This window comes from Streptomyces bugieae, from assembly GCF_036352915.1.
In the GTDB taxonomy this organism is placed as follows: Bacteria; Actinomycetota; Actinomycetes; order Streptomycetales; family Streptomycetaceae; genus Streptomyces; species Streptomyces endophytica.
The window spans coordinates 189,417-208,552 of record NZ_JAZBJP010000002.1; the positions used below are offsets into that span (position 1 = coordinate 189,417).

The window sequence follows — 19,136 nt, forward strand, 5'->3', positions numbered from 1 at the left end:
GCACGGCCGACTTCCACCACGGCTGGGGCCGGGCCTGCTGATGATGCGCGGCACCCCGGGGGCGCCCGCACTCCGGGCCGCTCAGGTGCCGAGGTAGGAGTGGAAGAGGTTTTCCGGGTCCCAGCGGGCTTTGATCTCGGCGAGGCGGTCCCAGGCGGCCGGTGCGTACGAGGCCCCGGCCCGCGGACCGCCGGCCTCCAGATCGGCCTCCGCGATGTAGTGCCGGCCGTCTCCGCGCGGGTCCACCGCGGCCATCGCCTCCCGTAGCCAGCGACCGTTCGCCGGGTCGTCGGCCGGGTCGTCCCAGATCGCGTAACAGACCAGGTAGGAGGCGCCGAGCGGGGCGAAGGCCATGGTGCTCAGCAGCGCCGGGTCCTCGGAGACCGGCTGCACGGGCGCGAGCACCAGCGACTTGCCGGAGGGCGCGGCGGCCACCGGCTCCACCAGGCGGGTCATCTGGGTGTGATAGCTCTCCGGGGCCCACAGGGTGTCCGCCCCGTAACGGTGGTCCGGCGGCCAGACCGCACTCGCGCCCTCGTGCAGGGCGGCGTACGAGGTCGGCGCGGGCGGCCCCGCAGCGACTTCGAGCTCACCGAAGGGGCACTCGGTGAAAGGCTTCAGGGCCTCCCGGGCACTCTCGGCCGAGGGCGCGAAGGCTGTGGCGGCAACCGTGATCCGGGGCCCCGGGGGCACCGACGCCGTCGCCGGGCCGGACGCCGTGAGGACGAAGGCGGTCTCCACGTACGGCGGCAACCCGCGCGCGATCGGCTCCGCCCACTCCGTGACCCGGACGGTGTCGGCCAGCGGGAAGGTGCAGCTGGTCGTCATGATCGACACGGGGTGGGGGTGCAGGGCGAGCCGGAAGCGGGTGACGATGCCGCAGAAGCCCGGTCCGGCGCCGCGCGCGGCCCAGAAGAGGTCGGGGTGTTGGGTCTCGCTGCAGTCGACGGCCCGTCCGTCGGCGGTGACCACCCGGACCTCCTGGACGTCGGCGCAGGAGGCGCCCCAGGCCCGGGAGTTCCAGCCGAGGCCGCCGCTGAGCAGGAATCCGCCCATCGCCACGGTGGGGCAGTGGCCGACGGGGAAGGCCAGTTGGCGCGGTGTGAGGACGGCGACCAGTTCCTGGCCGGTGACGGCGGGCCCGACGGTGGCCGTCGGAGGGCCCGGCCCATCGGCCGTGGTCAGGGTGCACTCGCGCAGTCCGGAGAGGTCGAGCAGCAGCCCGCCGTCGCGGAGCGGGGCGCCGGACCAGTTGTGCCCGCCGGAGCGGGTGGAGAGGCGCAGCCCGTGGTCGCGGGCGTAGGTGACGGCCCGTACGACGTCCCCCTCCGAGGCGGCCCGCACGATGACGTCGGGGAACCGCGCCGGTGTGACACGGTTCCAGACCGCCTCGGCTCGGGCGTCCTCGTATCCGGCATCACCCCGGCGGATCAGGGGCCCCACGAGGTTCGGCGCGGACACCGGTGTCCGTCGGCCCATGTCGCCTCCTCGATGCGCAGCGGACCGTCAGGGACGTCAGTGGATCATGTGGGTGATCAGGGCGAAGACGGCGAGGGACACGAGATAGCAGAGCGCCACGGCGGCGATGCCCGCCATCTGTGTCCGGCGGCCGAGTGTCCTGCCGGGCTCCAGCCAGAACGCGAGGGCCTTGTTCACCAAGGGCATCAGAAGCCATGTCAGCGCACTGACGCTGAGGATGTTCGAGACGAACATGGCGAAGTAGAGAGGGACTTTGACGCGGTTCAGTGCGTCGCCGAGGGTCAGCGTGAGCACCATGACGGTCGGATAGAGCGCCAGGAGCACGGTCATCGCCTGTTTCCAGTTGGGCGGCGCGCCCTCACCCTCGCCGTGGCCGAACCGGAACCAGCCGCTGAACGCCGAGCTGACCTTGCGCACGTCATAGGCGGTGAAGTATTTGCTTCCCTCCTCCACGAGCGCGGCACGCACCTCCGATTCGAGCCAGTCGTCGAGGTGTTCGCGGGAGTCGAACCGGAAGACGACCACCCAGTGCTGCTGAACGCCCTCGACCGGCTTGAACAGTTCGGAGCCCATGAAGCCCGGCGCCTTCTCCTGGACCTTGAGTGTCTTCTCCTGCCATCTGAGGAAGCCCTGTTCGCATCCTGGTTTCACATCGTGTGCGATGACGGCCGTGACGACCTTCGGCGTCACCTGAGCCGGACTGCCGCCGCGCAGTACCTCCTGGGACGGAGGCCCCTCGAAGAGTCCGCGCGCTTCCTCGAGCAGGTCCGCCCGCCGCTCCGAATCCAGCCAGGCCGTCAGGTGGTCCACTCCGGAAAAGCGGAATACAGTGACCCATTCGTTTGCACCGCCGGCACCGGGTGGATATACCTCGGCGCCCACGAAACCCTCGAATTCACGGGCCGCGTGGTTGGTTCTGTCCTGCCAGCGCCGGTACTCATCAGCCCGGCCTTCGCGGACCTTCTGCGAGGTCACCACGGTGGCAATGTCGGCCGTGGAGTCACGGCTTGCACGGGCACTCACCTGGAGTAGCCTAGTGCATAAACCATTTAAACGGCAAATGGGGCATTTAATTCTCGGTTCCGGAAAGAGGCCGATTGGCCGCGTCGAGGGGAGACCCCGCTATGGAACAGAAAGAGCTCATGGCCGAGGCGGTACGACTCGCTACGGAGTCCGTCGAAAAGGGCTGGGGCGGCCCCTTCGGGGCAGTCCTCACCCGCGATGGCGAGATCCTCGCCCGCGGGCAGAACCGCGTACTGCTGACCGGCGATCCCACCGCCCATGCCGAGGTGGAGACCATCCGGAAGGCCGTGCAGATGCTCAACCCTGAGGCGCCGTCAATCTCCCCGGATCACCAGAACGAGAGCACGCTGGAGTACGTCCCGCGCCCCGAGGGCTCGCCCGACCCCGTCCCCGAACGCGCCCGTATGCTCCAGGGCTGCTCGATCTACATCAGCGGCGCCCCCTGCCCCATGTGCATGAGCGCCATCTACTGGTCGCGGATCGACGCGGTCTACTTCGGCTGCGATCTCGACGAAACCCGGAAGATCGGCTTCGATGACTCGTTCCAGTACGAGGACTTCACCAAACCGCTCGACGAGCGCCGGATCAAGATCAAGCAGATCTACCCCGAGCTGGGCTCCAAGGCCTACGCGGCATGGACGAACCGGCTGGAGAAGCATCCGTACTAGGAGCGGCAGCGGCATGGGGCGGCTGCCCGGCCGGTCGAGCAGCCGCCTCGGTGTTCGCCGTTGCTGTTGTCGCGGCTGCGGCAGACGGCGACTCGTGAGTCCACGCACCGTTTTGCCTACTCCCCGGACACCGCCACCACTTGCTTGCCCACCACACCACCGCGCTCGAATGCCTGGTGCGCCGCAGCGATGTCCGCCAAGGGATACACCCTGTCGATGACGGGGCGCAGTGCACCGGAGGTCACGTAGGCGGCCAGGTCGCGCAGCACGGCGGTATCGGGGTTCGTGCTCAGTGTGCGGATGCGGCGGGTGCCGTGCACACTCGAGGCGGCGATGGCGGCCACCGAGGAAGCCGACAGGGCGATGGTGGCCATCCTGCCGCCACGGGCCAATCGGCGTCGGTAGCAACGGAGTTCCGAGCCGACCGTGTCCAGGATGGCATCGAAGGGCCCGATCTGGTCCGCGGTGGTGGCGCCGTAGTCGAAGACCTCGTCGGCACCCAACTCACGCAGCGCATCGGCATGGCGGCTGCGGGACAGCGCGGTGACGTGCCCACCCATCGCGTGCGCGAGTTGTACGGCGGCCGTGCCGACTCCCCCGGCGGCGCCGCGTACCAGGAGCCGTTCACCGCTCTTGAGGTGCACCGTTTTCCGCAGTGCGAGCAACGCTGTCGCCCCTGCGACGACCAGGGAGGCCGCCTCCACCGACGAGACGCCGGCCGGCGCGGGCCCGATACGACCGGCGGGGACCACGACGTATTCGGCGGCGCCACCGACGGTGTGCCGCTTGAGCGGGTGCACCGTGCCCCACACCCGTTCTCCCACCCGGTACCGATGGACGCCATCGCCGACTGCGGCAACAACCCCGGCGAAGTCCAACCCCAGCCCCATCGGGAACCGGCGTCCGGTCACGATCCGCAATCCGCCTGAGCGGACGATCGTGTCGAGTCCGTTCACGCTGGACGCCTCGACCGACACCAGGACCTCACCCGCGCCGGGGGCGGGGCGGTCGACGTCGTTGATCTGCAGGACGTCCGGTGCGCCGAAGCCAGTGAACTGCGCGGCCTTCATGTCACGTTCCTCTCGGTGAATTTCCGTCAGGGGTGATGGGGGTTGTGGGGTGGCAGGGGTTGTGGGGTGGTGGGGCGGGGCCGTGTCAGGGCGCCGCGGCAGTCTGCGCGTGGCTGTGCGTTGGTGGGCCGCGTGCGCTGCGAACGCCTCGCCCGAGACTGCGGCTCGGGTCAGGGAAGGAGGACGGTCTTGCCCTTGTTGCGGCGGGTTTCGATGTCCGCGTGGGCCCGGGCTGCTTCGGCGAGCGGATAGGCATGCCGGACGGGGACGTCGAGCTTGCCGGCGGCGACCGCACGCCGAGGTGCTTGATCGCCCGGTAGGCGGCCTCGCCGACCGTGACCATCGCGGCCGCGGTCTCGAACGACAGCTCCTTGGGCTTGGCCAGGGGCTGGTCGAGCAGCGCGTACTGGCTGTAGCCACCGCACGTCGCCGGCCCGAAGACCTGGTCGCCGACCGAGGCGGTGGCGCCCGCGCCAACCTTGTCGACGACACCGGCCACGTCCCAGCCCGGGACCATCGGGAAGGCGACCGGGAAAAGGCCCTGCATCCGCCCGGCACGGATCCGCACGTCGATCGGGTTCACGGCGGTCGCCCGTACGCGGATGCGGACCTGGCCCGGGCCCGGTTCGGGGGTGGCGACCTCGGACAGGGTGAGGACCTCGGGCCCGCCGTACTCGGAGAAGGTGATCGCTGTAGGCATCAGGCACTTCCTGGGGAAAGGGAACCGCACACACCATGAATCATCCAGTGCGTGTGATTTCCTTTCCTGTGTATCACACACCGCGTGTGATTCGAGGTATGCCATGAATCACACGTCTCGTATGATTCATGGGTAGGATGGCGGCCATGCAGCAGCCGCCTCCCCATCGCCGCCAGCCGACCCCTGGCAACCCTCGCGTCCAGCGCACCCGCAACCGCGTTATGGCCGTCGCACGCGAGCTGCTGCCCGAGGTCGGACCGACCGGGCTGACGTACGCACTGCTGGCCGAGCGCGCCGACGTCACCCGCCAGACCCTGTACCGCCACTGGCCCAACCGGGCCGCGCTGCTCTTCGACCTGATCCTGGAAGGCCCCGACCTCGGCAACTACCCCGAGCCGGGCAGCGACGTACGCACCGTGGCCACCGATTGGCTCAAGAGCTTGCGCGCCGGCATCAGCGAACCGGCCATCCGCACCGCCGTACTGGCCGTCACCGCCCAGGCCGACCACGACCCCGACAGCGCACAGGCCCTGGCGCGCATCGGCCAGGACCGCCTCGCGGCCCTGAACACACTGCTGGAACCCTCGGGCGTCCAGATCAGCGACAGCGAGTACACCCTGCTCTACGGGCCGGTGCTCGCCCGGCTCCTCCTGGACCGCGCACAGCCCACCGACGAGTTCATCGACACGGTAGTCACCCAGTGGCTCACCACGCTCGAAGCGCGGGGACATTGAGGCGGGACGGGGTCCGTCCGCCGCGGGTGGGCACCCGCGCCCACGCCGGGTAAGACCTGCTCGACCGTGCCTACCAGGAGGTCATCGTGTGGGAACGCGCCCTGACCGATCGCTTCAGCACCGACGAACACCGCCAGTTCTGCGAGTTCCTCGACCGCGCCACCGCCACCCTCATCGAGCGGACACCCACAGCCACGGCACGCTGACGACATCGACCGAGGGGGGCGGTCCGTCATTCACGCTGACCCGACCGGACGCCTCGACTCGCCTTCCCTTCGCGTTCCCGACGACGTTGACGTTGAGGTTGACCGGAGGTGCGGTCGGCGTGTCGGGAGGGAGAAATGCGGTGCACTCACTGAACCGAAGGCCGGGGGCTCCCCTCTTCCAGTGCACGAAAGCCGGAAAGTCCCCCCACCTGGCGGAACCCACGCACGTGCCCGCACCCTCCATAACCCACCTGCCGGCGCTTCCCGGGCGTCCGCACGCCGAACGCGAGCGGCCCCGGAGTTCGGCACGACAGACTGTTCCCCCACCCGCTCACGCGCCGCCGTGCGCCACCCTGCCGCACGGCGTGATCGATATTTGCCACGATCGAAGAGACAATTCCTCACTCGCCCACGGGGAGCGAGGACGACGCCCGACACCCACGCCCGACAGCCCAGGAAGAATGAGGAATAGCGGTATGCGCTTGGTCGCGCCTGACGGTCCGGCACCTTCGGAGACGGCACTCGGGCGCCCCAGACTCTATGTGCTCGACGGGCTGCGGTTCGTGGCAGCACTGATGGTCCTCGGCTACCACTACCTCACCCTTCGCGACGGATGGGGCAACGATCCGCAGGCGTTCTCACCGGAGCTCTACCACGTCGCACAGTTCGGCTGGCTGGGTGTCGAGGTCTTCTTCCTGATCAGTGGATTCGTCATCTGCATGAGCGCCTGGGGACGCACCCTGGGCGATTTCGTGAAGTCCCGGGTTTCGCGTCTTTATCCCGCGTACTGGGTCGCCGTTCTCCTGACGGCGTCCGTCCTGACCCTGTGGCCGCGCGTACGCAGTGCGGACAGTCTGGAGACGGTGCTCACCAACCTCACCATGCTGCAGCAAGGCGTGGGGGTGTCCGATCTCGACGATGTCTACTGGTCGTTGTTCATCGAGCTGAAGTTCTACTTGCTCTTCGCTCTCGTCGTCTACAAGGGCGTGACCTATCGCAGGTGCGTACTGTTCTGCGGCCTGTGGACGGTCGCCGGCGTGGTCGCTTACAAGGCCGACACCAGCTTCCTCTCGGTATGGGCCATCGCGCCGTATTCCCCTTATTTCATCGCGGGAATCGCCTTCTACCTGATGTACCGCTTCCGGCCCACCATGCTGCTGTGGGCGATCGTCGCGGTCGAATTCCTGCTGGCCCAGCACTACGTAAAGGGTCGCGTGGTGATGAACCTCGGGGACAAGGCCGCGACCGCACACGACTGGCCGGCACGCATCGGCGTCCTGCTGGCCTTCCTCCTCATGGCGGCCATCGCGCTGGGGCTGTTCGACGGAGTGCGGTGGCGCTGGCTGAGCCGGGCCGGCTCGTTGACGTACCCGCTGTACCTGCTGCACATGTACATCGGGTTCACGCTCATCTCCCTGCTGCGGCACCGTCTGCCGGCTCCGGTACTGCTCACGTCGATCATCGCCCTCATGCTCGTGCTCTCGTACGCCGTCAACCGGTGGGTGGAGCGCTCGGTGGGCGCCTGGCTGCGCGACGGGATCGACAGGGGGTTGCAGGAGATGCGTCGCGGATCCCGGCAGGCTCCGGCGGCGGGGCGAACCGGGACATGGCACCAGGGGCGGCAAGGTGTCGCCCGCACTGCGGAGGGTGAAGGGAAGAAGGGCCTCGCCTGTGCGGAGCAGGTCGACCGTACGGAGAAGGAGAGTGACCGGGTGGGGACACTCTCCTGAAGGCGGACCGTCAGGACATTCGGTGACGGGGCGTCAACGCCTCCGCTGTCCTCTCTCTCCAGGAGGTCTACCTGAGCGTCCAGCGCTGGGATTTGCCCCCGGTACACCGGGCGGTGGAGACACGGTCGTTCGCCATCCGCGCGAGGCACTTGTGGCTGACGCTGTTCCTGATCTGCACGGGTTCCGTCTCGTCGATTTGCCACAGCGCTGCCTGGTCGGCAGCGGAACAGGGCTTCATGGTCAGTCGGTCGTTGCGCAGCGTGAGACACAGCTTGGTTGCCACCTGCCGCAATGCCGTGTACTCGAAGTCGTCGTCCCAATGCCACCTTTGGTAGTCGGTGCGGTTGCAGTTGAAGACGTACGGACCGTAGTCGGCCCGGAAGTCCAGGCACGGTTTGTCCGTGGCTTGATTCCGGAAGCCGGTGGTGCGTGGGATCGCGCTTGCCGGTGTACTGCTCAGGCTCACCACGAGCGCGACGCCCGCCCCCACGGCGGCCAGCCTCTTCAAGAGCATGAGTCCCCCTCTCTCCTCGACGCGTTCCGCCGAGATGCTAGCGAGACCTGTTCTCGATGAGCCCGGAACGGGCACTCCTCCACATCTCCCACCCAACCACCCCGGTTGCCCCTGTACCGGAACGATCAACACCTTCCGGTGAGCACGGGAACCGGTAGCGCTGCGCGCTCACCACCTCACCACCCCGACCACCTCACCATTTCACCGGCGCGCCCCGGCGCGAAGAGGCCGCGGGGCGTGCCCATTCCCGTCCGTCACTCGCTTCACGGGTCTCGGTGTTTCGGCCATCCCCGTCCTCGCCACGGCGGCCGTAGTGCCGCGTCCAGAACGTCAACTCCCGGCGTTTGCAGGGTCTCAGCCAGTCCGGAATCGAGCGCGTTCGATTCCGTCGGACCGTCGTTATGCCGTGCACCGCCGAGCCATCCAGACGCGGCGCCCGCCCCAGGGAGGATGCAGATGACTGTGACCGACGCCTCGACCGCACGTGCGGAGAACCCGCCCCCTCCCCCGCCGGCGACCATCACCTTCGAGGGCAAACACGGTAAGAATCCCCTGGCAGAAGCCAGTTTCGCGGCCATGTGCCGGCGCCTGCCCGCGGTACTCGGCCACACCGCGCGCATGGCCTGGTCCGTCGACAAGCCCGCCGTCGCACTGCTGCTGATCTGCCAGCTCCTCACGGGCGCCTCGGCGGCCATGGTCCTCGGGTTCACCGCGAAGGCCATGACCCACCTCCTCGGGTCGGGCGCGGTGTCCTTGCGCCTGCACGCCGCGATGCCCGCCCTGATCGTGGTGGCAGCCACCGCGGGCGTGGGCCGCATCAGCAGCGCCCTGTCGTCCTACGCCGACGGACGCATCACCCCTCTGCTGATGACCGAGGCGGACGTCGCGCTCGTGTCCGCCGTGTGCCGGGTCGAGGCGTCCGCCTACGGGGAGAGCGGGTTCGCCGACCGGCAGGAAGCGGCCGAAGTCGGCGTCACCCGCACACGGATGATGGTCCAGGACGCCCAGCGTTTCATGGCCTCACTGATCCGCATGATCGCCGCGAGCGGCGTCATCACCGCCCTGCACTGGATGATGCTCCCACTGCTCCTGCTCGCCGTCATCCCCGCCGGCATCGGCGCGGTGCTCTGCGCGCGCGTCGACTACGAGACCCACTACGCCAACGTCGGCGACCGCAACGTCCGCGGCATGATGCGCTGGTGGGCCACCTACTCCCGGCACGGCGACGAGGTCCGGGCCAACGGCATGACCGGCTACCTCACCTTCTGGTACCGCGCCCTGTCCGAGCGGATCGACAAACGGACCCTGAGCGCCGCGCCCCGCATGCTGCGCATCGTCCTGGTGACCAGTGCTGTCGGTGGAGCCTTTCTCCTGGGCACCTGGGCCACCCTGGCCTGGCTGGCCACCACCGGCCGGGTGGCCCTGCCCATCGCGGCCACCGCCGTCGTCGCCGTGCAAACGACACTGGCCGCACTTTCGCAGTTCGTGATCTACGGCGCCGCGTTGTTCCACACCTCCCTGTACCTCGCCGACATGCGAGGTTTCCTGGACATGGCCGCCGAGCGTGCGCCGAAGCGTGGCGAGCTGACCATCCCCGATCAGGTCGCGGAGATCCGCCTCGATGAGGTGGTGTACCAGTACCCCGGCAAGGACGAGCCGGCGGTCAACGGGGTGTCCCTCACTCTGCGCCGCGGCGAGATCCTGGCCATCGTCGGCGAGAACGGCTCGGGCAAGTCCACGCTGGCCAAACTCATCACCGGAATCCTCCTGGCCGACAAGGGCAGTGTCGTGTGGGACGGCATCGACCTCGCCCGTGCGCACCCTGACGCCGTATGGAAACGCACCGCCCTGGTCCCGCAGAACTTCGCCTGCTGGCCACTGCGCACACGGGAGAACATCACCCTCGGGCAGCCCAAGACATGGGACGACGAGGCGGTGTGGGAGGCCGTGGACGCGGTGGGGATGCGCGAGGCGATCGAGAAGCTGCCCCGACAGCTCGACACCCTGCTCGCTCGGGAGCTCTTCGGTGGGGTGGAGCTGTCCGGAGGACAGTGGCAGCGCCTGGTGTGCGGACGTGCGCTCTACCGGCGCACGCCGCTGTTGATCCTGGATGAGCCGACCTCGCAGATGGACCCGCGCGGCGAACACCAGATCTTCCTGGAGGTCAAGCGCATTGCCGCCGAGCGCATGACGATCGTCGTCACGCACCAACTGGAGAACACCCGGCTGGCGGATCGCATCCTTGTGATGCGCGAGGGTCGGGTCATCGAGCAGGGCGACTACGACGAACTGGTCGACGCCGGCGGGTTGTTCGCCGAGCTCGTCGCTCTGGCCAAGGACCGGTAGCGGCCAGGGCCGGTGACGGCCGCCAGGTCGACTTGGCCGGGTAGTGGGGCACAGTGATGGGTCCCCCTACCCGACCACGCCTGAGGGAGCCCCGGGCTCCCGGCGGTCGAGTGCGCTCTTGCTATTGCCCCACCCGGCCGTCGATGCGTTCGCGCAGCAGATCGGCGTGCCCGCAGTGGCGGGCGTACTCCTCGATCCGGTGAACCCACAGCTCCCGGACGGCGTTACGGTCGCGCCCCACCCGCGCGCCCAGATCCGGGTACGCGGCCAGCGCCGCGTCGGTTGCCGCCTGTTCGCGGGCCAGATCGGCGAATGCGCCGTCCCACCGGCGCGGGCGGTCGCTCGTATTGGCTGTGGCTGTCTCGTTGTGGCTGCGAGGAGATGCTGCCAGGCGCCCGGACCATTCCCCATCTGCCGTACCTACGAGGTAAGTTACAGGTGACTTACTAGTTTCTACTCGGGAGGTTGCCGTGGCCACGGAGCGCGGCAAGCGGCTGGCCGGTGCGGAGCGTCGTGAGCAGGTGCTGAAGATCGCCGCGGAGGAGTTCGCGGAGCACGGTCTGCACGGAGTCTCGGCCGAGGTGATCGCACGTAAGGCGGGCATCACCCACGCCTACGTCTTCCGCCTCTTCGGCACCAAGAAGCAGCTCTTCCTCGAAGTCGTCCGCCGCGCCTTCGCCACGATGACGGACGGCCTCGCCACCTCCGCCGGCCCGGCCTCCGGCATGGAGGCACTGGCAGCCATGGGCCAGCGCTACGACGCGAGTCTGAAGGACCGCACCCTGCTGCTGCTCCAGTTGCAGGCATTCGCCGCGTGCGGTGACGACGAGGTGCGCGAGGCGGTGCGGGAAAGCTTCGGCCAGTTGTGGGCGACCGTCAGCGACACCACCGGCCTCGACGCGGTGCAGATCAAGACCTTCATGGCGTTCGGGATGCTGCTGAACACCAACGCCGCGCTCGCCGCCGCGGACGTCGACGCCGACTGGGCGCGCCAGGCAACCACCCGCATCCACGCCGGTCTGTTCTCGCACCTCACCACCGAGGTGAACCGATGACCGGCCGAGCGCTCCGGCCCGACGATTGCACTCCTCTCGGTGGCCTCCACCATCGGCATCGGTGTCGGTTACCCGCTGGCGGGATTGCTGACCGACCTCGCCGGGCTACCTGCCGCCTACGGGCTGGGCCTGCTGATCACCGCGATCGCGCTGGCCGCGGCCTGGTGGTCGGTGCCCCAGCCGCCCCCTGGCCGCGCGTCATCCGTCGACGTAGCGGGCGCGGCCCTGCTGGGCGGCGGCCCGTTGGCCCTGCTCCTGGTGATCAGCCAGACCACCCCGTGTGGACCGATCGCCCGGCGATCGCCGCCACGCTCGTGGCCGCCGCGGTCGTACTCATCGGCGCCTGGGTACGCCGTGAACGCCGGTGCGCCGCCCCGCTGGTGGACCTCGCCCTGCTGCGGCATCCCGCGGTCGCCGGCGCCAACGCCGTCATGCTGCTCGGCGGCATCGGCATGTATCTGCTGCTGACCCTGGTGACCCGCTATGTGCAGACACCTGAGTCGACGGGGTACGGCTTCGGTGTCGATGTCGTCATCGCGGGCCTGGTACTGGTGCCGTTCTCCGCACTGGGCTTCGCCGGCGGCAAGCTGGTGCCTCCGCTACGCCGGCGGCTCGCACCCGCGACGGTCCTGGCCGCCGGGGCCACTGCCGTACTGGCGGCCCTGGCGCTCTTCGCCGTCCACCGCAGCCAGCTCTGGCTGGCCTTCACGGTCATGGGCGTGCTCGGCCTGGGCGTCGGTGTCTTCTCCGCCGCGATGCCGAACGCGATCCTCGCCGTCACCCCGGCGGAGGAGACCTCCAGCGCGATGAGCTTCCATCAAGTCGTCCGCAGCGTCGGCTTCTCCGTCGGCAGTGCCCTGGGCGGCCTGACCCTGGCCGCCCACACCCCGGCCGGCTCGACCTTCCCCACCGACACCGGATACACGGCAGCGTCCTGGATCGGCGCCGCGGCGATGGGTGTCACCGTCGTCGCCGCACTCACCCTCCGCCCAACACCCCGCACGGCAACGGCAGCCGCATCACAGAGCAATGACAGTCCTGCTACCAGCCGCTGAGGAGCCGGACCGCCCGGCCGTGGAAAAATGCGCAAGACCTGTGGATCGGGCCCGGGAGGGCGCCCGCTGCGAACTCGGCCATTGCGTCGAGCGTTTCGAGGGGGACGCGGCATGAGCACCCTCAACGCCCGGGCCTTCAGGACTGCGCGGCTGGACCTGCTGCCCCTTCGCGTCGAGCACGCCGAGGAGATGGCCGCGGTGCTGTCCGATCCGGCTCTGCACACCTTCATCGGCGGCACCCCGGACACCCCACAAGCCCTGCGCTCGCGCTACCAGCGGCTGACCGCGGGCTCACCCGATCCGGCCGTCTCCTGGCTGAACTGGGTGATTTGGCTCCGTGACGAGGGCTGCCTGACGGGCACGGTCCAGGCGACGGTCAGCCCCTCCGGCCAGGGCACCGCCGCCGAGATCGCCTGGGTCGTGGGGACCCCGTGGCAGGGACGAGGCATCGCCACCGAAGCGGCCCGAGGGCTCGTCGACTGGCTCAGTCGGCAGCCCGTGCAGACCGTCATCGCCCACATCCACCCCGAACATCAGGCATCGACTGCCGTCGCCACCGCCGCCGGGCTCATGCCCACCGACGCATGGCACGAGGGCGAGATCCGATGGTGCCGGAGCAGCGGGCGACAACCGCACCGATCCGCGGGTCTTGGCGATGAGTCAAGCCCGTGACCGCGTGCGGAGTGCCCCGGGCGCGCTGGCTTCGTTCGTGACCCGCCGGACAGTCCTCAGCGCCCGGTTGATGTGCGGCGGCGGTAGGAGAGTGCGGCGATGGCCAAGCCGACGCCCCACACCAGGAACTGCGGGATGCCGTAGACGACGATCCAGGGGCGGAAAATGCCGTCGTCGTCGAAGTCTTTGATCGTCTGCGCAGCTGCCCAGAGGGTGTAGAGGAGGAGAAAGGCCGAGACGGTGAAGGCCGTGGCGGCCAGCGTCCGGCGCGGAACTCTGCACCCGGCGAGGAACGGGGTCCAGCTCGGGAACACCAGACCCCACGGCCGGACCAGGCTCAACGCCAGGATGCCCACCAGCAGTGCCAGGCCGCTGAGTACGAACAGGTACGGACCGCCGCCGACCGCGTACCACTTCCGGAACTTGTCCTTGTCCGCCCAGATTCTGATCAAGAGACACGGTTCCATGGGCCCGCGTTCGAAGGCATCGAGCCCGGGACGGAAGATCGCTCATCCTCCGAGGTGGCCAGGGCACCGATCCTTCCCCCGCACGGGGGAGCCGGTCTCATCCTCATCCAGGCGCCACCTCTTTCCACGCCCGCGCCAGCCGGTCGGCCGTCGCGGCCTGGTCCCACAGGTCGGCGGGGTCGTCGGGCATGGCGGCGTCGTAGAGCTCCAGCCGGGCGACCGGGCGTATCCGCAGCAGCCGGTCGCGACCGGTCTGGGCTTCGGTCACCTTCAGGTCCAGGGCCTTGCGGACCGCCGTGGGGAGGAAGTCGCGGCCTTCGCCCTCGATGTGCGGCAGACCGGCCAGGAGCAGGGCCGCAGCGCCGCGGTCAAGACCGGTGGCATCGGCGAGCCGGTCGGCCTCGCCGGGCTCGAAGGGGACCGAGCCGCTGCGCTCCGCTTCGTCCACCAGCCGCTGGAGCCGCTCGGGCGTGGCCCAGCCGTCGGGCACCGGACGGATGTCGACGACACCGTCGGGGTGCGGCACGGTCCCCCGTTGCAGGAACACGCAGAGCTCCTCGTCGGCGACGGCGAGGGACCGGGCCCACGAGCCGTTACGGATGGCGCTGTGCAGCGGCAGCAGGCTGCCGTTCTCCCCGGACACCGCGCCAGGCTCCTCGCCCTTCAACAGACCGCGTTGCAGCCCGGGTTCGGCGAGGGGCGAGACGGCCCAGAAGCGGAGCAGCCGCAGGAGTGCCCGGCTGTGTGCGGGGCCGGTGACGGCACTGACCGCACGGACCGCGAGACCGCCGATCCGGCCGGGCAGCTCGGTCCAGTCGACCGCACTCGGGTACTCCCGCCATTGCTCCCTCCCGCTGTCGCCGCCGATCGTGCCGGCCAGGAACGCCGAGGCGAGTTCGATCTGCGCCACCCCGCCCTCGTCCCCGGTGGTGTATCGGCTGAGCAGCCCCTCCAGCGCCCCGCCCAGATCCCGTTCCCGTACCTTGAGCCGCGGGTACTCGACGCGTTTCAGGCGGCGCAGGAGTGCGTTGTGGGAACGGGCCGTTGCGGCGGCCTCCTGGACGCACCCGATGACGCCCCGTATGAGCAGCGGATGACCGACCTCGGGCAGCAGCTTCGCGACGGCGGTCCGCAGCGCTTCCTCGGAGGTGGCGGCGGCCTTCAGCAGACGTCGCGCCGTGTCCTCGGAGACCTCCCGCAGCGCCGCCGATCCGGCGGGATCGCGGGGCTTGAGGAAGTGCCAGAAGGCGGACGGCGGCATGAGCCGCGTCCCGGCGGCCACCGGGGACGGATCGTGGCGCGTGTAGCCGTAGTTCGTCCGTTGCGCCGCCCAGTACTGCTCGCCCGTTTCGGCGTCGCGGGCCACCACCGGGTCGTACCGCCTGAGACCCCCGCTCAGGACCAGTGGCTTCGCGGATCCCGGGATGTCCAGCAGCCCCCACACCGCCGTGCCGCCGGACCCGTCGAACACGCCCTGGACGCCGTCGATGCGGTGATAGCGGACCCGTCCGGTGGCCCGGTCCTCGGCAACGCGCAGCCCCACGTGCCTGCCGTCGCTGCCCAGCGGTGACCCCGTAACGCCGTACGGCAGCGGCGCCAGCCATGAGGAATCGAAGCGCCAATGCTCGTCCTTGCCGAGCAGCGACGGATCGAAGAATTCCGGCAGTTCGGCGTCGGTCAGCTCACCGGTCGCCAGGTCGACGCGGTGCACCTGCGAGTCCAGCTCGTCGGTGGCGTGCCACCAGAAGTCCCGGCCGTCGTGGAACATCTGGCCGTTCGGACCGACCCGCTTCTCGCCGGGGCCGAGGACCTTGTGGCCCATGAACCTTCGTCCGCTCGGCGCCATGAAGGTGTAGCCGAGCTGCTCCCGCTCGTAGTAGAGCGACTCCCACAGCCTGGGCCGTACGGAGAACAGCTCCTCCGGTGTGTCCGACCAGTAGTGCATCTGGCGGCCGTTGACGAAGTGGCAGACCAGGAACTGGCCGTCGGAGAAGAAGACCTTGACGTCGTAGTCGAACTTGTCGGCTCCGCGCGGGACCCGCAGCCGGTGTTCGGCGATGCGGCCGCCGGGCCCTATCGCCATGGCCTTTCTGCGGTCGTGCACCACCAGCACGGGCCAGCTCGCCCAGCACCAGCTGTCGCCCTTGAGCTCGGCGGCGGCCTCGTCCAGGGCGGCCCAGCCCAGCTCGTCCAGGATGCCCGCGCGCAGCGTACGGGTCAGCGGCGTCACCATGTCGAGGTCCTCGATCCGGGTGGCCAGGTCCGGTATCCCCGTCAGCATGTCCGCTCGGATGTTTTCGCCCAGCCAGCGCACGGCCGTCCTGGCGTCCTCCAGGCCGCCCGACCGTGCTTGCCCAAGTCGCGCGCCGACGGTCTTGCCCAGGAGGGGCCGCAGGGCTTTCGTCCCCCACAGGGAGCGGAACTCGCCTCCACCGGTGGGAACGGACCGGGCCAGCACCGGCCCGAAGCGGGTGTCGTCGGTGAGGGACCGCAGATCGACGCGGGCGGGCCCTTGCCAGTTGGTCAGCGAGGCCTTCGGGCCGGGGTCCGCCACGGGGACGCCCGCCTCCAGGCAGCGGCACAGGGCGACGGCATCGATGCTGTGGTACTCATCCGGCTCGCCGGCGTCGAACCGTACGGGCGTCCCCGCTTCCCGGATACGGTCCGCCAGCGCCGGAACCAGCCGCAGCAGCTCTTCGGGGGCGGCGGCACCGCGGTCGCCGTACCGGCCGAGCATCGCGGACAGCCAGTTGCCCGTATCACCGGCCAGCTCGTCCAGCGCGCCGGTCTCCTCCAGCAGGGCGCACCACCAGGCGTCCATCCTTGAGCGCGGCACCGCGGTCAGCCGCCACAGCAACCGCCGCTTCAGCACGACGGAACCGGCGACCACGGGCAGCAGCAGCGTGCGCTGCGCCGTCCAGAACCCGTCCGCCACCCGCCACAGTGCCGGCGCGTCCACCAGGCCCTCCAGCAGCAGCCGGTGCTCGGTGACGACCTCGCGCCCCGCGGCCTTGGCGAGCTTGGCGATCTGCTTGAGCATCTCGGGCCAGGGCGCGAGCCCGCCCGTCGTCCGCCGTACGGCCAGCTCCCACAGCTCGCGGTACGCCTCGACGGGGTCGGGCCGCCGGCTCAGCTCGGTGACGTACGCCTTGATGTCCTTGGCCGACAGCGCCCCGGCCAGCGCGAACTCCAGGAACACCGCGCGGCGCCGGGCCGGGTCGGCGACGGGCCCCGTGGCCTGCCGGTCCGCCGTCCGCGCCCGGCCGAACATCATCGTGGCCTGTTTGTCCCGCCCGGCGGCGAGGAAGATCCGGCCGACCTCCTCCCAGTACACGGGCAGGTGGTCATCGGGAAGTGTCGCGGCGATCGCCTGGAACCTCTCCAGCGCGGGCCCCGGTTTGGGGACGGCCAGCCGCCCGGCCCGTGCCATCTCCACCCCGGCGGCCAGCGCGACCTCGGCGTGCGCGAGGTCGTGCACCAGCGCCCACGCCGGGTAGCGCGGCTGCGGGCGCTGCCCCGACGCCACCGGGTCCCCGGCCTCCGGGGCGGAGAATCCGAGGTCGGCCAGCAGCCGGTCCTCGACGGGCGCCACCGCATGCCCGGTCAGCCGGACCACCGGCCGCCCACCGAGATGGGGATGGTCGTAGCGCCGGGCGGTGATCGGCTCCCCGTCCGGCGCTCCTACGGGCGCCAACCCCGCCGCCAGCGCCGCATCCAGCACCGCTGCCGGCTCGTCCGCGGCCGCCGCGGCGCCCCCTTCGCCCCTCACGTGCGCTTCACGCGTCATCGTTCGTCGCTCCCCCGTAGATCAGTTCCGCCATCCGCAGCCCCTCGGACCAGGCAACCGGTCCCAACGTGCCGACGGCTACCGGATGTTCGGCCTCGTCGACCCATAGGAGCCGTCCGGCCTCCTCGGACGCCCCGGGGTCGGCCTCCCCCACCCAGCAGCGCGCCTCCATCCGGAGAAACCGCTCGGCGAACTTGGCGACGGCGAAGCCGCCCCGCACGACGAAGCCGTTCTCCAGGGCGTTCATCCTGGCACGCCACTGCGCCGTGAACGGCTCGCCCTCGAAGGCGTCGATACCGGTCGCCTGCGGATCCGTCCCCTCCGGCCGTCGGTACACCCGCCGGTCCAGCTGCGCCCAGCCCTGTGCGACGCCATGCGCCTCCAGGAGGCGGTGCCACGGCCCGAGATCGCCGAGCAGGGCGGGGTGCAGCAGCGTGACGGAGGCGCCGGCCGGCGGCCCGTACAGGACGCCGCTCTCGTCCCGTACGGACACCCGCCCGTCCTCGGCGACGTCCACCAGCAGCCCGATGCGCCCGTCGGTGTGCACCACCAGATGCTCCAGGCAGGACCGCCAGCCCGGATCCGGCCAGATCCGGGCAAGCAGCCCGGCCGGCACCGGCACCCCGCTCAGCAACCACGACTCCACGGTGTCCCGGCACTCCTCCTCATGCCGCACCAACCGGTCCCGCAGCGCGGCGAACCGCTCGCCGACCGGGTCGGCGAGCACGCCCTTCGGCGGGGACTTCACGTCCCGTCCATCGGTCCTGCGGCACCTCAACGTCGTGCCGTCCAGCGCCAGTTCATAGCCGCGCGCGGCGGACACCCACACAAGCGGAGTCGTCATGCCGTCGACTATGACAGGACCCACTGACAATCGGCCGCGGTACAGGTCTGACGTCGGGTCAATTGCCTTCGGGGTGCGCACCGGTAGCACCAAGGCGCCGACCGGGTGGAGCGCAGAGACGGTTCCGAATGGGAAGGATCACAGCCGGCTGGCCGCTCCGGCGCCCGCCTGCCGCCGCATCGCCGCCCCGCCGATCGGCGTGTTGTGGTGATGTGGTCAGGCCGGGGTGGTCCGGGATATGGCTCGGTCGAGAAGCCGGTGCATGGCATCGGGGTGGCGGCCTTCGACCGAAGCCCACAGGGCGCGTGCGGCGTCGCCCTCCAGTTGGATGAAGGAGGCGAACAGCAGTTCTCCTGGCCGGCGTTGGAAGACAAGCTGGCCGTGCAGCCCGAGGGTGGAGCTGGTGGAGAGGAGCACGGAGTCCGGAGTGCTGTGCCGCACCGGCCAGCCGAGCACGCATCCTTCGGACAGGGCCGGGCCGAGCTGCAGACCGAGTGCGGTCCAGCCCTGAGTGAGGGCCCGCCGCATGTCACGAGGTGCTTCTTCCAGGACCGTTCGCGCCCATTGCTCGGCGGTGCGGTCCTCCGTCGGGCCGAGGTCGGCGAGCAGGGCGTTCTCGTAGTCGATCCGGTCGAGAGTACTGATCCGCTGCGCGTCGGTTGGCACCGGGACATGACGCACCCGACCCGGGACCTGCGGTGGTGACGTGGCATCAATCATCGCTACTCCTCAGGGACATGGGAGTGACCCGGACGTCTCGCAGCCGGAAACCGCTGGTGAGCCATG

General features: G+C 69.9%; 16 protein-coding genes and 2 pseudogenes. 7 read left to right on the forward strand and 11 right to left on the reverse strand.

All coding sequences use genetic code 11. The features are described 5' to 3' along the window. Positions 1 to 81: 81 nt before the first annotated feature. Positions 82 to 1,479: an FAD-binding oxidoreductase gene (locus tag V2J85_RS06035; RefSeq protein ID WP_330820839.1), complete on the reverse strand. Its 1,398-nt coding sequence runs from the start codon at positions 1,477 to 1,479 to the stop codon at positions 82 to 84. Between the two features lie 36 nt (positions 1,480 to 1,515). Beyond that, a complete protein-coding gene (locus tag V2J85_RS06040; protein ID WP_261957918.1) occupies positions 1,516 to 2,502 on the reverse strand; it encodes an antibiotic biosynthesis monooxygenase in 987 nt (328 codons plus the stop codon). 101 nt (positions 2,503 to 2,603) lie between these two features. On the opposite strand from V2J85_RS06040, the gene V2J85_RS06045 reads away from it, so the two are divergent. Further along, positions 2,604 to 3,170 (forward strand): nucleoside deaminase, encoded by a 567-nt coding sequence (locus V2J85_RS06045; protein ID WP_261957917.1) that lies wholly within the window; start codon positions 2,604 to 2,606, stop codon positions 3,168 to 3,170. A 116-nt stretch (positions 3,171 to 3,286) separates the two neighbouring features. Here the strand turns inward: V2J85_RS06045 and V2J85_RS06050 are convergent, their stop codons facing one another. The 3 genes and pseudogenes from V2J85_RS06050 to V2J85_RS41225 form a co-directional block, all read right to left on the reverse strand. Next, complete coding sequence (locus V2J85_RS06050; protein WP_261957916.1) at positions 3,287 to 4,240, reverse strand: quinone oxidoreductase family protein; 954 nt, start codon at positions 4,238 to 4,240, stop codon at positions 3,287 to 3,289. A gap of 170 nt (positions 4,241 to 4,410) precedes the next feature. Beyond that, positions 4,411 to 4,665, reverse strand: a complete 255-nt coding sequence (locus V2J85_RS41210) for a zinc-binding dehydrogenase (RefSeq protein WP_419836758.1) — start codon at positions 4,663 to 4,665, stop codon at positions 4,411 to 4,413. 44 nt (positions 4,666 to 4,709) lie between these two features. Next, positions 4,710 to 5,045: pseudogene (locus tag V2J85_RS41225) on the reverse strand (alcohol dehydrogenase catalytic domain-containing protein); the annotation flags it as partial. A gap of 116 nt (positions 5,046 to 5,161) precedes the next feature. On the opposite strand from V2J85_RS41225, the gene V2J85_RS06060 reads away from it, so the two are divergent. After that, a complete protein-coding gene (locus V2J85_RS06060; RefSeq protein ID WP_330820841.1) occupies positions 5,162 to 5,674 on the forward strand; it encodes a TetR/AcrR family transcriptional regulator in 513 nt (170 codons plus the stop codon). Positions 5,675 to 6,356: 682 nt separating this feature from the next. Next, on the forward strand, positions 6,357 to 7,610 hold the full coding sequence (locus V2J85_RS06065) for an acyltransferase family protein (protein WP_330820842.1): 1,254 nt from the start codon (positions 6,357 to 6,359) through the stop codon (positions 7,608 to 7,610). 67 nt (positions 7,611 to 7,677) lie between these two features. On the opposite strand, the gene V2J85_RS06070 is transcribed toward V2J85_RS06065, so the two are convergent. Continuing rightward, positions 7,678 to 8,124: an RICIN domain-containing protein gene (locus V2J85_RS06070; RefSeq protein WP_330820843.1), complete on the reverse strand. Its 447-nt coding sequence runs from the start codon at positions 8,122 to 8,124 to the stop codon at positions 7,678 to 7,680. A gap of 456 nt (positions 8,125 to 8,580) precedes the next feature. Between V2J85_RS06070 and V2J85_RS06075 the strand changes: the two genes are divergently transcribed. Continuing rightward, on the forward strand, positions 8,581 to 10,470 hold the full coding sequence (locus tag V2J85_RS06075) for an ABC transporter ATP-binding protein (protein ID WP_330820844.1): 1,890 nt from the start codon (positions 8,581 to 8,583) through the stop codon (positions 10,468 to 10,470). A gap of 121 nt (positions 10,471 to 10,591) precedes the next feature. Here V2J85_RS06075 and V2J85_RS06080 read toward each other — a convergent pair. Beyond that, positions 10,592 to 10,909, reverse strand: a pseudogene (locus tag V2J85_RS06080) (mycothiol transferase); the annotation flags it as partial. Between the two features lie 31 nt (positions 10,910 to 10,940). Here V2J85_RS06080 and V2J85_RS06085 point away from each other — a divergent pair. From V2J85_RS06085 to V2J85_RS06095, 3 genes are all read left to right on the forward strand, one after another. Then, on the forward strand, positions 10,941 to 11,525 hold the full coding sequence (locus V2J85_RS06085) for a TetR/AcrR family transcriptional regulator (RefSeq protein WP_261957909.1): 585 nt from the start codon (positions 10,941 to 10,943) through the stop codon (positions 11,523 to 11,525). Positions 11,526 to 11,803: 278 nt separating this feature from the next. Further along, positions 11,804 to 12,580, forward strand: a complete 777-nt coding sequence (locus V2J85_RS06090) for an MFS transporter (RefSeq protein WP_261957908.1) — start codon at positions 11,804 to 11,806, stop codon at positions 12,578 to 12,580. Between the two features lie 111 nt (positions 12,581 to 12,691). Then, entirely contained in the window at positions 12,692 to 13,252 is a 561-nt protein-coding gene (locus V2J85_RS06095) for a GNAT family N-acetyltransferase (RefSeq protein WP_261957907.1), read from the forward strand. A gap of 56 nt (positions 13,253 to 13,308) precedes the next feature. Here V2J85_RS06095 and V2J85_RS06100 read toward each other — a convergent pair whose 3' ends face one another. From V2J85_RS06100 to V2J85_RS06115, 4 genes are all read right to left on the reverse strand, one after another. Beyond that, positions 13,309 to 13,704, reverse strand: a complete 396-nt coding sequence (locus V2J85_RS06100; RefSeq protein ID WP_261957906.1) for a hypothetical protein — start codon at positions 13,702 to 13,704, stop codon at positions 13,309 to 13,311. 118 nt (positions 13,705 to 13,822) lie between these two features. Then, positions 13,823 to 17,506 carry a hypothetical protein gene (locus V2J85_RS06105; RefSeq protein ID WP_330820846.1) on the reverse strand — a complete coding sequence of 1,228 codons (3,684 nt, stop codon included), beginning with the start codon at positions 17,504 to 17,506 and terminating at the stop codon, positions 13,823 to 13,825. Next, positions 17,496 to 18,350 carry a DUF4132 domain-containing protein gene (locus V2J85_RS06110; protein ID WP_330820847.1) on the reverse strand — a complete coding sequence of 285 codons (855 nt, stop codon included), beginning with the start codon at positions 18,348 to 18,350 and terminating at the stop codon, positions 17,496 to 17,498. The genes V2J85_RS06105 and V2J85_RS06110 overlap by 11 nt, the downstream gene beginning before the upstream one ends. A 216-nt stretch (positions 18,351 to 18,566) precedes the next feature. Further along, entirely contained in the window at positions 18,567 to 19,016 is a 450-nt protein-coding gene (locus V2J85_RS06115; RefSeq protein WP_330820848.1) for a hypothetical protein, read from the reverse strand. Positions 19,017 to 19,136: the final 120 nt, after the last annotated feature.